Below are 17,565 nucleotides of genomic sequence, written 5' to 3'. Positions count from 1 at the left end.
TCGCGCCCTCCCCCCTTGGGGGGGACGCACCCGGTGGCCTGGCAGAGCCAGTTCCACGGGTGCACTGGCCTCGCGCCGCGCCGGTTTTGAAAGGCGCGCGCGGCTTCACGCTGGTGGAGCTGCTGCTGGCCATTGCGGTGATGAGCCTGCTGGCCATCCTGAGCTGGCGAGGGCTGGATGGAATGGTGCGGGCGCAGGAGATCACGCGCCAGCGGGCCGACGAGATGCTGGTGCTGCAGTCTGCCCTGGGCCAGTGGGGCACGGACCTGGATGCACTGCTGCCCATTGCCAATACCACGCCGCTCGACTGGGACGGCCAGGTGCTGCGTTTGACGCGGCGCACCAGTGCAGTGCCCGACGAGGGCGCCCTGGTGGTGGGCTGGACGCGCCGGGGCGGCCAGGGTGTGGGCCAGTGGATGCGCTGGCAGTCGCCCCCGGTGCGCACGCGCGCCGAATGGCAGGAGGCGTGGCAGCTGGCCGCGCAGTGGGCGCGCAGCCCGGGCGACGCCGAGCGGCGCCATGAGATGACGCTGCTGCCGCTGGAGGACTGGCAGATCTTCTACTACCGGGGCGGTGCGTGGTCCAACCCGCTGTCCAGCAGTGGCACCACCCCGGTGGGCACCTCGGCCATCCCAGACGGCGTGCGCCTGCAGATCACCCTGCCGCCCGGTCAGGCCCTGGTGGGGCGGCTCACACGCGATTGGGTGAACCCCGTGCTGGGTGGGGGTCGGACATGATCAGCCCCCCCCTGAGCGGCTGCGCCGCCTCCCCCCAAGGGGACGCCACCGGTGGCCTGGCAAAGCCAGCTCCACGGTGGCACGGGCCTGGGCCGCGCCAGTTTCACAGCGCTCCAGGGGGACGCCACATGGGGCCGCGCCCGGTCCGCAGGGAACGCGGTGCGGCGCTGCTGCTGGCCATGCTCACGGTCACCCTCGTGGCAACCTTTGCAGCGGCGTCCATGTGGCAGCAATGGCGCGCGGTCGAGGTCGAGACGGCCGAGCGCGGCCGCGTGCAGTCCACCTGGATTCTGGTCGGCGCGCTCGACTGGTCGCGCCTGATCCTGCGCGAAGACGGGCGCTCGGGCGGTGCGGACCACCTGGCCGAGCCCTGGGCCGTGCCGCTGCAGGAGGCACGGCTGTCCACCTTTCTCGCGGCCGACAAGAACGTCAGCCAGGTGGACGACGCCACCACCGACACCACCGAGGCCTTTTTGTCGGGGCAGATCTCGGACATGCAGGGCCGCCTGAATCTGACCAACCTGGTCGACAACGGCAATGTTCAGACCTTGGCACTGCGGCAGTTCACGCGGCTGTTCGAGCGCCTGGGCCTGCCGCTGCAGGAGCTGAGCCTGCTCACCGACGCCCTGCGGCGCGCGCAGGCCACCACCGGCACCGACAGCACGAACGCCCCGCTGCTGCCCCCCACCATGTCGCAACTGGGCTGGCTGGGCCTGGCGCCCGCCACCGTGGCCCGCTTGGCGCCCCACGTGACTCTGCTGCCCGTGCGCGCGCCGGTCAACCTCAACACCGCCGACATCGACGTGCTGCTGGCCGCCATCGACGGCCTGGACATGGCCAGCGCCCAAAAGATGCTGCAGGCCCGCGAGGCCCGGCATTTCCGCACGCTCAGCGAGGTGCGCGACCTGCTGGGTGCCAGCATCGACATCAATGAAGGCGCCCATGCCGTGGCCTCTTCGTACTTTGAGGTGCGCGGCCGCCTGCGCCTGGGCGATGCCATGGTGGACGAGCGATCCCTGGTGCGCAAACAGGGCATCGAGGTCACCACCCTGTGGCGCGAACGGGGTGCTTTTGACCGCGAAACCGCCCCGGGCGCTCGGGAGGCGCAGCGCTGAAATCTGACACATCTGCAACACATCCGCAGGTTCGGCCCGCACTGTCAAGCCCGCCCCCTAAAATGGCCCGCAAAACCTGTCCATGAGCACCCTCATCCTTTTCCTGCCGCCGGCCCGTCCGGGGCCGGCCACCGAGTACAGCTACACGCTGACGGCGGACGGCCACACTGCCCTTCGCCACGCCACTGCCCCGGCCGCGCTGCTGCCCGAACCCACGCGCCCCGGCGGCGAAGTGGTGGCCGTGGTGCCCGCCCGGGCGCTGTCTTGGCAACGGGTGCAACTGCCGCCCGGCCTGGCACTGGGCGCGGGCCAGCAGACACCGCGCCTGCGGTCGGTGCTGGAGGGCCTGCTTGAAGACCGCCTGCTCGACGACGCATCGCAGCTGCACTTTGCCATCCAGCCGGATGCCAATCCCGGAGAACCCGTGTGGGTAGCGGTGTGCGACCGCACCTGGCTGCGCGACAACCTGCAGGCCCTGGAAGCCGCTGGTCGCCGCGTGTCACGTGTCGTGCCTGAATTCGCCCCCGGCCCCACCCAAAGTGGCCGCCCCGAGCTGTGCGCCCTGGGCACCCCCGAAGACGCCTGCGTGGTGCTGACTGGGCAGGGCGCCGACCACGGCGTGGCCGTGTTGCCCCTGTCCATTGCCTCCGTGATGCTGGCCCGTGCCGGGCTCCCCCAGGATGCGGCCACGGACGGAGACGATGCGCCCGTGGTGCGCGCCGAGCCTGCGGTCGCGGCCCTGGCAGAGCGCACGCTGGGCCAGCGCGTGGCTCTGCACACGGCCAGCCAGCGGGCGCTGGACGCCGCGCGCGGCGACTGGGATCTGGCCCAGTTCGATCTGGCCAGCACCGGCCGCACCCGGGCGCTGCGCAAGGCAGGCAGCCTGGCCAGCGCACTGCTGAACGCCCCGCAGTGGCGCGCAGCGCGCTGGGGCGCGGCACTGCTGGTGGTGGCGCATCTGGTGGGGATCAATGCCTGGGCCTGGCAAGAGCGCAAGGCGCTGGCCGCCAAGCAGGCGGCCGTGCGGTCCACGCTGACCCAGACCTTCCCCAAGGTGCAGGTGGTGGTGGATGCCCCGGTGCAGATGGAGCGCGAACTGGCCCAGCTGCGGCAAGCGGCCGGCGCTGTCTCCGCCCGCGACCTGGAGCCCCTGCTTGCCGCCGCCGGAGCCTCCCTGCCCAGCGGCCGCCAGCCCACCGGCATCGAATACGCCCCCGGCGAGCTGCGCCTGCGCGGCGTCACGCTGGCCCCCGATGAAGAAACCGTGCTCTCGGCACGCCTGCAGGCTGCGGGCTACCGGGCCCGGCTGGACGACGGCAGCCTGCTGCTGCGCGCTGAAGGCACACCATGACTGTCATCACCTCTCCCGCCCTGCGCGCCCGCTGGCAGGCCCTGGCCCCCCGTGAGCAGACCCTGGTCCTGGCCGCAGGTGGCCTCGTCGCGTTTGCCCTGCTGTGGTGGCTGGCCGTGGCCCCGGCCCTGTCCACGTTGCGCGCCGCACCCGCGCGCCATGCCGAGCTGGACTCACAGCTGCAGCGCATGCAAGGCCTGCGCGCCGAAGCGCAGCAGCTGCAGTCGGCCCCGCGCAACACGCGCGGCGATTCCGTCGGTGCGCTGCGTACCGCGCTCACACAGCGCCTGGGCAATACGGCCCAGCTCAATGTGGTGGGCGACCGCGCCACCGTCACGCTCAAAGGCGCTCCCGCCGATGCGCTGGCCCAATGGCTGGCCCAGGCGCGCAGCAACGCCCGCGCCGCCCCGGTGGAGGCACGCCTGACGCGCAGCGCTGCCCCTGCAGGCTCCGCGCCCAACGCCCCGGCACCGGTCAAACTGGGCAACGCGGCCACGGCGATGCCGCGTTGGGACGGCACCCTGGTGCTGGCCCTGCCGCCTGCCCAGCCCTGAATCAGCCCCCGCACAGACACTCTCTCCCGTGGCCACCTCCTCACGACACCGAAAACCCGTACCCCGCACTCCCCGCAGCGCATGGGGCTGGGCGCTGGTCGGCGCTGTGGCGGGCGTAGTGCCTGCCGTGGTGGCGTTTGCACCCGCGCACTGGCTGGCACAAAGCGTCGCCAGCGCAACGGGCGGACAGGTACAGTTGCTGCAGGCACGCGGTACGGTCTGGACAGGTTCGGCCCAACTGGTGCTGACGGGGGGCTCGGCCAGCCAGGACAGCGCCGCCCTGCCCAGCCGCCTGGACTGGCGCATCCGCCCCGGCTGGGGTGGCTTGCACGCGCAACTGAATGCCAGCTGCTGCACCCCTACACCCCTGCGACTGCAGGCGAGTGCCGGCTGGTCCGGTATGAGCCTGACCATCATCGACGGCGAGAGCCTGTGGCCGGCCTCCGTGCTGACCGGGCTGGGCACGCCCTGGAACACGCTGCAGCCCCAGGGCCAGCTGGCGCTGCAGACCCGTGGCTTCACCATGCGCTGGAGTGCCGGACGCATGTCCCTGGCAGGCCAGGTGCAGCTGGATGCACGGGCCATGTCGTCCCGCCTGTCCACCCTGCGCCCCATGGGCAGCTACCGGCTGGCGGTGCAGGGCGGCGAGGCGCCCACGCTCACGCTGAGCACGCTGGACGGACACCTGCAGCTCAACGGCACCGGCCAGTGGGTGGGCAACCGCCTGCGCTTTGCGGGCGAGGCCAGCGCCACCCCCGAGCGCGAAGCCGCCCTGTCGAATCTTCTGAACATCATTGGACGGCGCAACGGCGCGCGCTCCATCATCACCGTGGGTTGAACCTATGAACTCCTTGTTGTCACCACGTCTGGGTTTTGCTCTTAAAGCAATAGCAGCTAGCGCACTACTGGCGTGCGCCAGCGGCCAAATTATTGCCCAAACCGCAATTGATACCGGCACCGGCAGCGTGCGCGCCGGCGAGCCCGTCACCCTGAACTTCGCCAACGCCGAAATCGAAGCCGTGGCCCGCACCATGGCCACCATCACGGGCCGCAACGTGGTGGTCGACCCGCGCGTGAAGGGCCAGCTCAACCTGGTCACCGAACGCGCCGTGTCGCCCGCCGCCGCCTTCCAGCAGTTCCTGGCCGCGCTGCGGCTGCAGGGCTTTACAGTGGTGGAGGCTGCAGGCCTGTACAAGGTGGTGCCCGAGGCCGACGCCAAGCTGCAAGGCGGCAGCGTGAGCGTGGTGCAGGGCAGCTCTGGCAGCGCGCCCGGTGGCGGTCAGATCGTCACCCAGATCTTCAAGCTCAACTTTGAAAACGCCGCCAATCTGGTGCCCGTGCTGCGCCCGCTGATCAGCCCCAACAACACCATCAACGTGAACCCCGGCAACAACTCGCTGGTGATCACCGATTACGCGGACAACCTGCAGCGCCTGGCGCGCATCGTGGCGGCCATGGATGTCTCCAACGCCAGCGATGTGGAAGTGATCCCGCTGCGCAACGCCGTCGCCACCGACCTTGCACCCCTGGTGGCGCGCCTGATCGACGGGGGCAGCGGTGCCGCGCCGGTCGCCGCACAGGGGCAGGCGGACACCTCGTTCAAGACCACGCTGATTGCCGAGCCGCGAAGCAACGCGCTGATCCTGCGCGCCGCCAACCCGGCCCGTGTGGCCCAGGTGCGCGCACTGGTGGCACAGCTGGATCAGGCGCCTGCGCCCGGCAGCAGTGCGTCCACCGGCAACATCCATGTGGTGTACCTGAAGAACGCCGACGCCACCAAGCTGGCCACCACGCTGCGTGCCGCCATGGCAGCCATGGGCGGCACCGGCAACACGGGCGGTGGCAGCGCGGGCGCGAGTGCCGCACCGGCCGCGCCCAGTGGAGGCCTGGGCGGTGGCGGCACCAGCGGCAACATGCTGTCCACAGGCAGCGGTCTATCAGGTGGCAGCAGCGGGGGACTGGGCTCGGGAAGCAGCGGCATGGGCACCAGCAGCACCAACAACAACCAGCCGTCCACGGGCGGCCAGATCCAGGCTGACCCCACCACCAACTCGCTCATCATCACGGCGCCCGAGCCACTGTACCGCCAGTTGCGTGCTGTGATCGACAAGCTCGACGGACGCCGCGCACAGGTGCTGGTGGAAAGCCTGATCGTGGAAGTCTCGGCCAACAAGCTCGCCGAGTTCGGCATCCAGTGGCAAGGCATCCTGGGCAAACAAGGCGATGGCACCGTGGGCGTGATCGGCACCAATTCCGGACAGGCGGGCGCCAACATCCTGGGCATCACTGCGGCACTGGCGACAGGAAATGCATCCAGCATCGCAACGGCGGCGGGCACGCTGGGTCAGGGCATGAACCTGGCGCTGGCGCCACGCATCAACGGCCAGTACTACCTGGGCGCACTGGCCAACTTTTTGCAGAACAGCGGCGATGCCAACGTGCTCTCCACTCCCAACCTGATGACGCTGGACAACGAGGAAGCGCGAATCATCATCGGCAACAACGTGCCCTTCGTCACCGGCTCGTACGCCAACACCACGGGCAGCAGCACCGTGAGCCCGTTCCAGACCGTGGAACGCAAGGACGTGGGCCTGATGCTCAAGGTGCGTCCGCAAATCAGCGAAAACGGCACGGTGAAGATGGCGATCTACCAGGAGGTGTCCAAGATCGACACCGCCACCCTCAGCAATGCCAACGGCCCTAGCACCAGCAAGCGCTCCATCGAGTCGAACGTGGTGGTGGACGACGGCAGCATCATCGTGATCGGCGGCCTGCTGGAAGACAGCTACCAACAAGGCCAGGACAAGGTGCCGGTGATGGGCGACCTGCCGGTGGTGGGCAACCTGTTCCGCAGCGAAACCCGCTCGCGCAACAAGACCAATCTTATGGTCTTCCTGCGCCCCATTGTGGTGCGCGACAACGCCACCAGCGATGCACTGATGATGGACCGCTACGAAGCGATCCGCGCGCTGCAGCAGGCCACGCAGCCAGCCGCCAGCACCGTCATGAAGTCGGTCTCTGGCGCCCCCATTCTTCCCTCGCTGCCCGAGCGGGCGCCTTCGGTCGCCAGCCCCATGCCTGTGCAGCCCGCCGCGCCGGTGCCCGTTCCCATGCAGCAGCTCACCCCTGTAGCGCCCCCCCCCACCACACCGGGTACCGCTCCCCAAAGCAGCGTGCCTCTGGAGCAGTCCAGCCCCACGGCCCAGGCGCAGGTCCCTGCGCCGCTGTACTACGTGAACGTGGGCGTGTTCGGCAAGGACGCGGAATCGCGCAGCGCCATGACCAAGCTGCGCAGCACGGCACTGCCCCTGTCCATCCAGGCGGTAGACACCAACCGGGGCACGCTCACCCGCGTGCGTGTGGGCCCCTACAACACCGAAGACGCGGCCAACGCCGCTGCCGCCACCGTGCGCAGTCTGGCACTCAACGCCACGGTCTCGCCCAAGGCGCTCTGACGGACCCACGCCCATGCGCCACCCCCTGCCCTACGCCTTTGCCCGCACCGCCCAGCTGCTGCTGGAGGACGACGGCCACCAGCTGGTGCTGTGGCATGGCCCCAACCCCGACGCCGGTGCGCTGTCCGAAGTGCTGCGCAAACACCCGGTGCAGCAATTGCTGCCGCTGGACGCCCCGGCCCTGGCCCAGCGCATCAGCGCCGTGTATTCGCACAGCGAATCGAGCGCCGCCACCGTGGTGAGCGAGGTCGAAAGCGACGCGGACCTCTCGCGCATGATGCAGGAGCTTCCCGCTGTCGAGGACTTGCTCGAATCCGCGGGCGATGCACCCATCATCCGCATGCTCAACGCCCTGCTCACGCAGGCCGCGCGCGATGGCGCGAGCGACATCCACATCGAGCCCTACGAGCGCCATTCCAGCGTGCGTTTTCGCGTGGACGGCACCCTGCGCGAGGTGGTGCAACCCAACCGCGCGCTGCACGCCGCGCTGATCTCGCGCCTGAAGATCATGGCCGACCTGGACATCTCTGAGAAACGCCTGCCGCAGGACGGCCGCATCAGCCTGCGCCTGGGCACCCGCGCCATTGACGTACGCGTTTCCACCCTGCCCAGCGCCCATGGCGAGCGCGCGGTGCTGCGCCTCTTGGACAAGAGCGAAAGCAAGCTGAGCCTGGAAGCCGTGGGCATGCAGGGTGAGACGCTGCGCCGCTTCGAGGGCCTGATCAGCCAGCCGCACGGGATCATTCTGGTGACGGGGCCCACGGGTTCGGGCAAGACCACCACGCTGTACGCGGCGCTGGGTCGGCTCGATGCCACGCGCAACAACATCATGACGGTGGAAGATCCCATCGAGTACGAGCTGCCCGGGGTAGGGCAAACGCAGGTCAACAGCAAGATCGAGCTGACCTTTGCCAAGGCCCTGCGCGCCATCCTGCGCCAGGACCCGGACATCATCATGATCGGCGAAATCCGCGACTTCGAAACCGCACAGATCGCCATCCAGGCCTCACTCACGGGCCACCTGGTGCTGGCCACGCTGCACACCAACGACGCAGCCAGCGCCGTCACGCGGCTGACCGACATGGGGGTGGAGCCGTTCCTGTTGTCGTCGTCCCTGCTCGGCGTGCTGGCCCAGCGGCTGGTGCGCAAATACTGCAGCCATTGCCACGGCAGCGGGTGCGAGCACTGCGGCCAGACGGGCTACACGGGCCGCACCGGTGTGTTCGAGTTGCTGGTGACCACCGACGCGATCCGCGCGCAAATCCACAACCAGGCGTCCGAAGCCGACATCCGCACCGCCGCGCTGGCCGACGGCATGGCGCTGATGCGCGAGGATGGGGAACGGCTGATTGCAGCAGGCATCACCAGCCGCGAGGAAGTGCTGCGGGTGACGCGGGACTAGCCAGCCGCAGAGGCCAGTTTGATATTATTTTGATAGCAACTAGCGCTTAATAGATAAGCGCTAGGGATCCTCTGCACGAATCGAGCGGCAAGTGTGCGCTGCGGATCGTGATGGGCTGCAAGGCGCAAAACGCAGCAATAGCCGTAGCTATTGCGAGGTTTTGCAACGCCGCAGACCGCCCGAGACCGCAGATGCACACGGCGCGGTGATTCGTGCAGAGGGTCCCTAGCGGTCAAAAATGCTCAAAATTAACGTATGCGCAGCGCAGGCCTGCGCTGCGCCTGGGCCACGGCTGGCGCAGCGGGCGCCGCTGCCGCGCTGAAGACCGAGGGTGCAGGAGCCCCGCCGTCCTGCAGCTTGAACTGGCTGACCGCACTGCTCAGGTGCAGCGCCTGTTCGCGCAGCGATTCAGAGGCAGCGGTGGACTCTTCCACCAGCGCGGCGTTCTGCTGCGTCATCTGGTCGAGCTGGCTCACGGACTGACTGATCTGGCCGATGTTGTCACTTTGCTCGGCCGACGAGGCTGTGATCTCGGCAATGATGTCAGACACCCGGCGCACGCTGCTGACAATCTCGGTCATGGTCTGCCCGGCCTGGCTGACCAGGCGCGATCCATCTTCGACGCGTTCCACCGACGAACCGATCAGACCCTTGATCTCCTTGGCCGCCTCGGCGCTGCGCTGCGCGAGGTTGCGCACCTCGCTTGCCACTACGGCAAAGCCCCGGCCCTGTTCACCGGCGCGAGCAGCTTCCACCGCCGCATTCAATGCCAGGATGTTGGTCTGGAAGGCAATGGAGTCGATGACACCGGTGATGTCGGCAATCTTGCGCGAGCTGGTCGTGATCTGGTCCATGGTGGTCACCACCTGCGACACCACGGCACCACCGCGTGCGGCCACTTCGGCGGCCGACGAAGCGAAGTCGCTGGCCTGGCGGGAGGACTGGGCGCTTTGCTGCACGGTGCTGGTCAGCAACTCCATGGACGAAGCGGTTTCCTCCAGATTGGCCGCGGTCTGCTCGGTGCGGTGGCTCAGGTCATGGTTGCCGCTGGCGATCTCGGAACTGGCGGTGGTGATGTTGCCTGCCGCGTCCTGCACCTGGCGCACCAGGCCCCGCAAGGCGTCCTGCATGCGGCCCATGGCCGACACCAGCTGGCCCACCTCGTCCTGGTTCATGGCCGCCACATCGCGAGAGAGGTCACCACTGGCAATGCGGTCGGCCAGTTCCTGCGCCTGCCCCAGCGACTTGGTGATGGAGCGCACGCTGAAGAAGGTGAGCGGAATCAGCACCGCCAACCCCAGCACCAGCCCGATGCCAATCAACGCCGACATGGTGGAAGTGCGCGATTCAACCCCCGCACGGGCCTCGTCCATCTGCGAGCGGGCCGCGCTGGCCAGGCTGGAGAACAGCTTGTCGGTGGCCTCCATGTGGACCTTCAGGCGGTCGGCGTAGGCACCGCCCCCCGCACCATCGAGCTGCGCGCCCTCGATCTTCTCGAAGATGGGGGCAATGCCGGTTTCGTACTGCTTGATCTCGTCCAGGGATTTGTCGATGGAGGCCACAAACTCTGCATCGCCCGACTGCACCTGGCGCACCTCGGCCAGGCTCTTGCGCAGGGCAGCCAGGGTCTTGGCCCAGGACTCGCGCAGGGCAGAGACCTCGACCGAGTTGTTGAAATTGATGATGATGTCTTTTTCGGTCCGGCGCAGGTCACCCAGGGTCGTGCGCAGGTCGGACATATCGGTCAGGGTTTGCACCCGCTGCGAAAACAGCTCTTGCAATGTGCCCCGGGTGCGGTCCAGGGCCACGTAGCCCATGGCGCCAATGACGATCAGAAGAATCAGCGAAAAAACGGTTCCGAAGTAAAGACGTGTGCGGATAGAGAAGCGGCCGAGAGCATTCATGGCTCTTCCTTACATTTTTTAACAGGTAACTCAGCATAGCAAATTTAGTGCCACACGCCCTTCCTCCCGGTCTTCTGAACCGGGGGTGGGCGGGACTATATGCCGGGCGGGGCTATCCACCGCACAGGGTAAGCACGGCCCCGAGGCCCTGTTTCAGGGAATCCTCGGGGCCAGTAGCTGCGCTTATTGCACTGTTCTCAAACGGGCTTCAGGGGGATGTACAACTCGCCCCCGCTCTTCTGAAACTCTGCCGCTTTGGTCTGCATGCCCTGGGCCAGGGCTTCAGCCTCGGCCACACCCTTTTGTTTTGCAAAGTCACGCACTTCCTGCGTGATCTTCATCGAGCAGAACTTGGGGCCGCACATCGAGCAGAAATGCGCCACCTTGGCCGAGTCCTTGGGCAGGGTTTCGTCGTGGTACTCCTTCGCTGTTTCCGGGTCCAGGCCCAGGTTGAACTGGTCCTGCCAGCGGAAGTCGAAGCGCGCCTGGCTGAGCGCATCGTCGCGCGAGCGGGCGCCCGGGTGCCCCTTGGCCACGTCGGCCGCGTGGGCGGCGATCTTGTACGCAATGATCCCCTGCTTCACGTCGTCGCGGTCGGGCAGTCCCAGGTGCTCCTTGGGCGTCACGTAGCACAACATGGCCGTGCCCATCCAGCCGATCATGGCCGCGCCAATCGCGCTGGCAATGTGGTCATAGCCCGGTGCGATGTCGATGGTCAGCGGGCCCAGGGTGTAGAACGGCGCTTCGTGGCAGGTCTTGAGCTGCTCGGTCATGTTGGCCTGGATCATGTGCATGGGCACATGGCCGGGGCCTTCGATCATGGTCTGCACGTCGTGCTTCCAGGCCACCTGGGTCAGCTCGCCCAGCGTGTGCAGCTCGGCAAACTGGGCTTCGTCATTGGCATCGGACGCGCAGCCGGGACGCAGGCCATCGCCCAGGCTGAACGACACGTCGTACGCCTTCATGATGTCGCAGATGTCCTCGAAGTGCTCGTACAGGAAGCTCTCGCGGTGGTGCGCCATGCACCACTTGGCCATGATGGAGCCGCCGCGCGACACAATGCCCGTGCGCCGCTGCGCCGTGAGGTGGATGTAGGCCAGGCGCACACCGGCGTGGATGGTGAAGTAGTCCACGCCCTGCTCGGCCTGCTCGATCAGCGTGTCGCGGAAGATTTCCCAGGTCAGGTCTTCGGCCACGCCGCCCACCTTTTCCAGCGCCTGGTAGATCGGCACCGTGCCAATCGGCACGGGCGAGTTGCGCACGATCCAGTCGCGTGTGGTGTGGATGTTCTTGCCGGTGGAAAGATCCATCACGTTGTCGGCACCCCAGCGGATCGCCCACACGAGCTTTTCCACCTCTTCTTCAATGCTCGATGTGACGGCCGAGTTGCCGATGTTGGCGTTGATCTTGACCAGGAAATTGCGGCCGATTGCCATCGGCTCCACTTCGGGGTGGTTGATGTTGGCGGGGATGATGGCGCGGCCCCGGGCCACTTCGTCGCGCACGAATTCGGGCGTGATGATGCACGGGATGCTGGCACCCATCGGGTTGCCCATCAGGCGCTGCTCGCGGCCTGCGTCAGCCATGTACTGCTCCATCCACTCGCGCTTGCCGTTTTCGCGGATGGCCACGTACTCCATCTCGGGCGTGATGATGCCTTTCTTGGCGTAGTGCATCTGCGTGACGTTGGCACCGGCCTTGGCGCGCAGGGGCTTGCGCTGCAGGGCGGCGGCCTCGGCGCGCAGCTGGGCCAGGCGCGTGGCGTCTTCGCTCTTTTGCCCATCGTCCAGCGCCACGGGAGCGCGGCCTTCGTAGTGCTCCACATCGCCACGGCCGGTGATCCAGCCCCCGCGCACGCTGGCCAGGCCCTTGCGCACGTCGATCACGGCTTCAGGGTCGGTGTAAGGGCCGGAGGTGTCGTACACGCTGACCAGCTCGCCGTTGGTGAGCGCGATGTCGCGCACGGGCACACGCAGGTCGGTGTGCAGTTGGCCGGGGATATAGGCTTTGCGCGATGCGGGGAAAGGCTCGCGCGTCAGCGCCAGCAATTCAGCAAACTTCTCGCGAGCGATGGGATCGGGGGCGTTCATGGGCAGGTCTCCTGGTTCCGGTGGGCGGTGGGGTCTGCTCCGGAATGGACCTGTGCGCCCCCCAGGGGCGGCAGCGCCTGGGGCATGACGTGCCCACAGGGACTGGGGGCACGGGGACAAGGAGGTCGGCTCTTCTTCCGCCGGTATGAACCGGATCAAGTTCGTCGGGTTCGCAAGCTGGTCTGAATTTCTTCAGGCCTCTTGCATCTCAGCGCATCAGCACACCCCGGAGCAGGCGCGAGTATAGGCCAGAGAAAAAACTGCGTTGCAGAGCCCGCGCATCACGCGAGTCGGCCAATGAGGATCACCGCAAAGAAAAAGACGGCGGCAATCACCGTCCACTTGAGGATGATGAGCCCCAGGCGCTTGTAGCGCGCCTGCCCCGTACCGGCATAAAACGCAAACGACACGGCAGCCGCCAGAAGCAGCAACATGGTCAGCCAGCGAAAGATCAACATGTGCGTGCTACCAGGCGCGCGCAGGTTGCGCGAAGCCGGTGGGGGCCTGGCGCTCATCCTCGAAGGTGACCACTTCCCAGGCATCACGCTGGGCCAGCAGCTCGCGCAGCAAGAGGTTGTTCATGGCGTGGCCCGAGCGGAAAGCGCTGTACGCAGCCAGCAGGGGCTTGCCAATGAGGTACAGGTCGCCCATGGCATCCAGGATCTTGTGCTTCACGAACTCGTCGTCGTAGCGCAGGCCGTCGCTGTTGAGCACCTTGTAGTCGTCCATCACGATGGCGTTATCGAGCCCGCCGCCCAAGGCCAGGCCGTTGGAGCGCATCATCTCCACATCGCGGGTGAAGCCGAAGGTGCGGGCGCGGGCAATGTCGCGGCTGTAGTTGCCTTGCCCCAGGTCAAACTCCACACGCTGGCCGGTGGAGTCCACGGCCGGGTGGTCAAAGTCGATCTCGAAACTGAGCTTGTAGCCGTGGTAAGGCGTCAAACGTGCCCATTTGGCATTGGCGCCCTCGCCCTCGCGGACCTCCACCGGCCGCAGGACGCGGATGAAGCGCTTGGGCGCGTTTTGCAGCTCGACCCCTGCGCTCTGGAGCAGGAAAACGAAAGATGCGGAAGATCCGTCGAGGATAGGCACCTCTTCGGCCGTGATGTCCACATAAAGGTTATCCAGCCCCAGCCCCGCACAGGCCGACATCAGGTGTTCCACCGTGTGCACCTTGGCATTGCCGACCGCGATGGTGGATGCCATCCGGGTGTCCGTCACGGCCTCGGCGCGGATCGGGATGTCCACGGGCTGTGGCAGATCCACCCGCCGAAAGACAATCCCCGTGTCCGGCTGTGCTGGCCGCAGGGTCAACTCGACCCGCTGGCCGCTGTGCAGCCCGACGCCTACGGCGCGGGTCAGTGTCTTGAGGGTGCGTTGCTGGAGCATCCCGCCATTTTAGTTTCTGGCGCCCTGTCCCGCACCGGCTGAGGTCTTGCCTGCCTTGCAGACGCCATGCCCGGAGCGCTTGGGGCCCGTACGTAGAGCTACCGCCGCGTTTTCACCTACTGCGCAGGCCCCCGGGTTCGCCGCACAATTTGGGGCCAGAGGGCCTTGAAAAGATACAACATGAACACACCACAGATGCCCCCCAGGAGACTCCCATGAGCAAGCTCAGCTTCAAAATGAAAATCATGCTCATGATCGGCACTGCGCTTGTCGCGCTGCTGATCATGGCCGTCACCTCCCTCCTGCAGGAGCGACGACTCATCACCGAGTCCCGAAAAGAGCTGCTGACCACCGCCGTCCAGTCCGCCCACAGCATTGTGGCCGCCTACCAGGCCAAGGCCGCCAGCGGCGCCATGCCCCAGGAGGAGGCCCAAAAGGCCGCCAAGGACGCCCTGCGCATTGCGCGCTATGGCGGCCCCGAGGGCAAGACCGAGTATTTCTACATCTGGACCACCGAGGGCGTGGGGGTGATGCACCCCTTTAAACCCGAGTGGGATGGGCAGAACATGCTGGGCAAGGTCAAGGACGGCTCGGGGGTGGACATCATCGCCCTGCTGGTGAACGGCATGCGCAGCAGCAAGGATGGCAAAGCGTTTGTCCCCACCATGTTTGCCCGCCCCAACCAGACCACCCCGGTGCCCAAGCTGCAGTACATCGTCCGTGTAGACGGCTGGAACTGGATGGTGGGCTCGGGGCTGTATACCGATGACGTGGACATGCTGCTGCGCAAGGCCCTGCTGTCGAGCCTGGCCATGGTGGTGGTGGTGATTCTTGTGGTGGGGGCCATCGGCCTGTTCGTATCGCGCTCCGTGCTGCGCCAGATCGGGGGAGAGCCTACTGACGCCATCGCGATCATGTCGGAAGTGGCCGAAGGCAATCTCGATACACACATCCCCACGGCCCACCCAGGCTCGATGCTCGACGGGCTCGCCCACATGGTCACTTCGCTGCGCAAGCTGGTCACCGACGTGCGCGCCGCCACCGACAGCATCGCCACCGCGTCGAGCGAAATCGCGCAGGGCAACAACGACCTGGCCCACCGCACCGAAGACACCGCCAGCAACCTGCAAAGCACGGCCAGCAGCATGGAGGAGCTGACCAGCACCGTCAAGCAGACCTCGGACTCCGCGCAGACGGCCAACCAGATGGCCACATCAGCCGCTGCGGTCGCGGCACGTGGGGGTGAAGTGGTGTCCCGGGTGGTGGCCACCATGCAGGACATCAACGCCAGCAGCAACAAGATCAGCGACATCATCGGCGTGATCGATGGCATCGCCTTCCAGACCAATATCCTGGCCCTGAATGCCGCCGTCGAGGCGGCCCGCGCTGGCGAGCAAGGCCGGGGCTTTGCCGTGGTGGCCAGCGAGGTGCGCAGCCTGGCCGGACGCAGTGCCGAAGCCGCCAAGGAGATCAAGGCCCTGATTGGCGCGTCGGTCGAAAAGGTGGAATCGGGCACGCAGCTGGTGGGCAATGCGGGCGCCACCATGACCGAGATCGTGGAAAGCGTTCAGCGCGTGACCGACATCATTGGCGAAATCCGCTCGGCCACGTCCGAGCAGAGCCAGGGCATTGCCCAGGTCAACACGGCCATGAACCAGCTCGACCAGATGACGCAGCAGAACTCTGCCTTGGTGGAGCAATCCACTGCCGCCGCAGACAGTCTGCGCGAGCAGGCCATGAAGCTCACCCAGGTGGTCGCGCTGTTCCGGGTCAATGGCAGCAATGCCCCAGCACCGTCCCCGGCAAACCGGCCCGCCCCTGCGGCCACACCCCGCCCCACACCCGCTCCCGTACGCACTGCCGCACCACGCCCCGCACTGGCCAAGGCCGCTGCATCCCGCCCTGCATCGCCCGCCAAGGCCCCGGCAGCGGCGCTGCCGCCCAAGGCCAGCAGCCCCAAACCTGCAGCGGACAACAACAACGACGACTGGGAGTCCTTCTGACCCCAAGGGCCTGAAGCAACACAAGCACAGCGCAAGCAAACCTCGCTGCCAAAAAAGAAGCCCTGCCAGCTTGTGCTGGCAGGGCTTCTTGTCTTGCGGCCCATGGAAGAGCCCGTTGTCGATCAGTCGGCTTGCTTGCGCAGGAAGGCCGGGATCTCCAGGTCATCCATGCCACCCGAGGACAGCGCGTCCACACGGGCCGCAGCCTGGGTGCGGTTGGTGCGCCACACGCTGGGCACCGACATGCTGCCGTAGTCGGCTTGCGCGCTGCCCGTGTGGCCGCCTTGCACACCCACAGCCCCCCCCAGCGTTCCCACACCGGCCATGGGCATCTGGTAGGCCATATTGTCCGTGCCCGTGCGCAGGCCACCTTGCACCACCGAGATGGGCTGGCGGCGTGCGTTGGCACGCGACAGGCCTGTGGCCACCACGGTCACGCGGATCTCGTCGCCCAGGGTTTCGTCGTAGGCAGCGCCGAAGATCACATGAGCGTCGGTCGATGCGTAGGCATTGATGGTGTTCATGGCCTGGCGCGACTCGGACAGCTTGAGGCTGCCCTTGCTCGCGGTGACCAGCACCAGCACGCCCTTGGCACCCGACAGGTCGATGCCTTCGAGCAGCGGGCAGGCAATGGCCTGCTCGGCAGCGATGCGGGCGCGGTCGGGGCCGCTGGCAGTGGCCGTGCCCATCATGGCCTTGCCGGGCTCGCCCATCACGGTGCGCACGTCTTCGAAGTCCACGTTCACCTGGCCGTATTCGTTGATGATCTCGGCAATGCCGCCCACGGCGTTCTTGAGCACATCGTTGGCGTGTGCAAAGGCTTCGTCCTGGGTGATGTCATCGCCCAGCACATCGAGCAGCTTTTCGTTGAGCACCACGATCAGCGAATCCACATTGGCTTCCAGCTCGGCCAGGCCTTCGTCGGCGTTCTTCATGCGGCGGCCACCTTCCCAGTCGAAAGGCTTGGTCACCACACCCACGGTCAGAATACCCATCTCCTTGGCGATGCGCGCGATCACCGGGGCCGCCCCCGTGCCCGTGCCACCGCCCATGCCCGCCGTGATGAACAGCATGTGCGCGCCCTGGATGGCGTCGCGGATGTCTTCCACTGCCGCTTCGGCTGCATCGCGCGCCTTTTCAGGCTTGCCGCCTGCCCCCAGACCACTGCCACCCAGCTGGATGACACGGTGGGCCGAACTGCGCGTGAGCGCCTGCGCGTCGGTATTGGCGCTGACAAACTCCACGCCCTGCACGCTGCGGGAAATCATGTGCTCGACGGCATTGCTGCCGCCACCGCCCACACCGATCACCTTGATCTGGGTGCCCTGGTTGAATTCTTCGGCTTCGATCATTTCGATGGTCATCTTGGAGCTCCTGTTTCTAAATTCGTAGGCAATTGCCATATGGGGAAGGGGGTACTGGTGGCTGGAGAACGAGGCGGTCCTGTACATCGCCATCGCTCTCGCGCAGTGCCGTGTGGGCTACCACGGGCTAACCACAAGGCCCCCACGCTTGCCACTGCGTGTGCTGCGCTGCCCCCCAAGGGGGCCTTCGCACCTTGGGGC

General features: G+C 66.9%; 13 protein-coding genes and 1 riboswitch. Of the genes, 8 read left to right on the top strand and 5 right to left on the bottom strand.

Annotated features, from left to right (window positions below):
• Window positions 1–59 precede the first annotated feature (59 nt).
• The 7 genes from KW832_RS02255 (at window position 60) to KW832_RS02225 (ending at window position 8,614) form a co-directional block, all read left to right on the top strand.
• The gene (locus tag KW832_RS02255; RefSeq protein WP_370633120.1) at window positions 60–737 is read left to right on the top strand and encodes a type II secretion system protein J; all 678 of its coding nucleotides are present in this window, start codon (window positions 60–62) and stop codon (window positions 735–737) included.
• A 128-nt stretch (window positions 738–865) separates the two neighbouring features.
• The gene (gene gspK, locus KW832_RS02250) at window positions 866–1,852 is read left to right on the top strand and encodes a type II secretion system minor pseudopilin GspK (protein WP_255577465.1); all 987 of its coding nucleotides are present in this window, start codon (window positions 866–868) and stop codon (window positions 1,850–1,852) included.
• Between the two features lie 82 nt (window positions 1,853–1,934).
• The gene (gene gspL, locus KW832_RS02245) at window positions 1,935–3,203 is read left to right on the top strand and encodes a type II secretion system protein GspL (RefSeq protein WP_218298791.1); all 1,269 of its coding nucleotides are present in this window, start codon (window positions 1,935–1,937) and stop codon (window positions 3,201–3,203) included.
• On the top strand, window positions 3,200–3,757 hold the full coding sequence (gene gspM / locus KW832_RS02240) for a type II secretion system protein GspM (protein WP_055398546.1): 558 nt from the start codon (window positions 3,200–3,202) through the stop codon (window positions 3,755–3,757). The genes gspL and gspM overlap by 4 nt, the downstream gene beginning before the upstream one ends.
• Window positions 3,758–3,785: 28 nt before the next feature.
• The gene (gene gspN / locus KW832_RS02235) at window positions 3,786–4,595 is read left to right on the top strand and encodes a type II secretion system protein N (protein WP_370628604.1); all 810 of its coding nucleotides are present in this window, start codon (window positions 3,786–3,788) and stop codon (window positions 4,593–4,595) included.
• A gap of 4 nt (window positions 4,596–4,599) precedes the next feature.
• Entirely contained in the window at window positions 4,600–7,212 is a 2,613-nt protein-coding gene (gene gspD, locus KW832_RS02230; protein WP_218298792.1) for a type II secretion system secretin GspD, read from the top strand.
• Between the two features lie 13 nt (window positions 7,213–7,225).
• Window positions 7,226–8,614, top strand: a complete 1,389-nt coding sequence (locus tag KW832_RS02225; protein WP_218298793.1) for a GspE/PulE family protein — start codon at window positions 7,226–7,228, stop codon at window positions 8,612–8,614.
• Between the two features lie 248 nt (window positions 8,615–8,862).
• Here KW832_RS02225 and KW832_RS02220 read toward each other — a convergent pair whose 3' ends face one another.
• The 4 genes from KW832_RS02220 to lpxC all read right to left on the bottom strand — a co-directional run bounded on the left by KW832_RS02220 (window position 8,863) and on the right by lpxC (window position 13,997).
• A complete protein-coding gene (locus tag KW832_RS02220) occupies window positions 8,863–10,518 on the bottom strand; it encodes a methyl-accepting chemotaxis protein (RefSeq protein ID WP_055398550.1) in 1,656 nt (551 codons plus the stop codon).
• Window positions 10,519–10,715: 197 nt separating this feature from the next.
• Window positions 10,716–12,608, bottom strand: a complete 1,893-nt coding sequence (gene thiC, locus KW832_RS02215; protein ID WP_218298794.1) for a phosphomethylpyrimidine synthase ThiC — start codon at window positions 12,606–12,608, stop codon at window positions 10,716–10,718.
• Between the two features lie 115 nt (window positions 12,609–12,723).
• Window positions 12,724–12,847, bottom strand: a riboswitch (TPP riboswitch).
• 42 nt (window positions 12,848–12,889) lie between these two features.
• Window positions 12,890–13,066 carry a hypothetical protein gene (locus KW832_RS02210; protein ID WP_218298795.1) on the bottom strand — a complete coding sequence of 59 codons (177 nt, stop codon included), beginning with the start codon at window positions 13,064–13,066 and terminating at the stop codon, window positions 12,890–12,892.
• A gap of 7 nt (window positions 13,067–13,073) precedes the next feature.
• Window positions 13,074–13,997: a UDP-3-O-acyl-N-acetylglucosamine deacetylase gene (gene lpxC, locus KW832_RS02205; protein WP_055398552.1), complete on the bottom strand. Its 924-nt coding sequence runs from the start codon at window positions 13,995–13,997 to the stop codon at window positions 13,074–13,076.
• 215 nt (window positions 13,998–14,212) lie between these two features.
• On the opposite strand from lpxC, the gene KW832_RS02200 reads away from it, so the two are divergent.
• Window positions 14,213–16,000, top strand: a complete 1,788-nt coding sequence (locus KW832_RS02200; RefSeq protein ID WP_218298796.1) for a methyl-accepting chemotaxis protein — start codon at window positions 14,213–14,215, stop codon at window positions 15,998–16,000.
• 122 nt (window positions 16,001–16,122) lie between these two features.
• Here the strand turns inward: KW832_RS02200 and ftsZ are convergent, their stop codons facing one another.
• The gene (gene ftsZ, locus KW832_RS02195; protein ID WP_055399554.1) at window positions 16,123–17,364 is read right to left on the bottom strand and encodes a cell division protein FtsZ; all 1,242 of its coding nucleotides are present in this window, start codon (window positions 17,362–17,364) and stop codon (window positions 16,123–16,125) included.
• Window positions 17,365–17,565: the final 201 nt, after the last annotated feature.

Source organism: Acidovorax sp. sif0632 (assembly GCF_019218805.1).
GTDB classification, from domain to species: Bacteria; Pseudomonadota; Gammaproteobacteria; order Burkholderiales; family Burkholderiaceae_C; genus Acidovorax; species Acidovorax facilis.
This window is presented reverse-complemented; position numbering and strand designations above follow the sequence as displayed.